Raw genomic sequence first — 548 nt, forward strand, 5'->3', positions numbered from 1 at the left:
GGTGTAGTCGGAGACGTCGTAACCGCCGTCCCTGAGCGGGGACTTGAAGAAGGGCGGCAGCCACAGGCAGTCGACGCCGAGCCACTGGAGGTAGTCCAGTTTGGCGGTCAGGCCCTTCAGGTCGCCGACGCCGTCTCCGTTGCTGTCCTGGAAGGAGCGGACCAGGACCTCGTAGAAGACGGCGCGTTTGAACCACTCCGGGTCCCGGTCCTTGGTCGGCGTGTCCTCGAAGGTGTCCGGTACGGGCTCGTTGACGGTCATATCGTGGGTGACCCTCCGATCTGCGGGTTGGACGGTCGCAGGACGGTGAAGACATGCGCGGGCCTGTGACCCGGTTCGAGGCGCACGTAGTTGGCCCTGCCCCAGTGGTAGGTCTCACCGGTGAGCTCGTCGCGCACCGGCACGGACTCGTGCCGGTCCAGGCCGAGTCGCGGCATGTCCAACGACACCGTGGCCTCCTGGGTGTGGTGCGGGTCGAGGTTGACGACCACGAGCACCGTGTCCGTCCCGGTGCGCTTCGAGTAGACCAGCACCGCGTCCTGATCCGC

Annotated in this window: 1 protein-coding gene and 1 pseudogene; both read right to left on the reverse strand. The window is 66.8% G+C overall.

Annotated elements, in window-relative coordinates; genetic code table 11:
• A partial coding sequence (locus H5J33_RS36555; RefSeq protein ID WP_258565653.1) for an alpha-amylase family glycosyl hydrolase occupies positions 1 to 261 on the reverse strand: 261 nt, incomplete at its 3' end.
• A pseudogene (locus H5J33_RS36560) lies at positions 258 to 548 on the reverse strand (alpha-glucosidase C-terminal domain-containing protein); the annotation flags it as partial. The pseudogene H5J33_RS36560 and the gene H5J33_RS36555, both read right to left, overlap by 4 nt.

This window comes from Streptomyces sp. WELS2 (assembly GCF_013870595.1).
Taxonomy (GTDB): domain Bacteria; phylum Actinomycetota; class Actinomycetes; order Streptomycetales; family Streptomycetaceae; genus Streptomyces.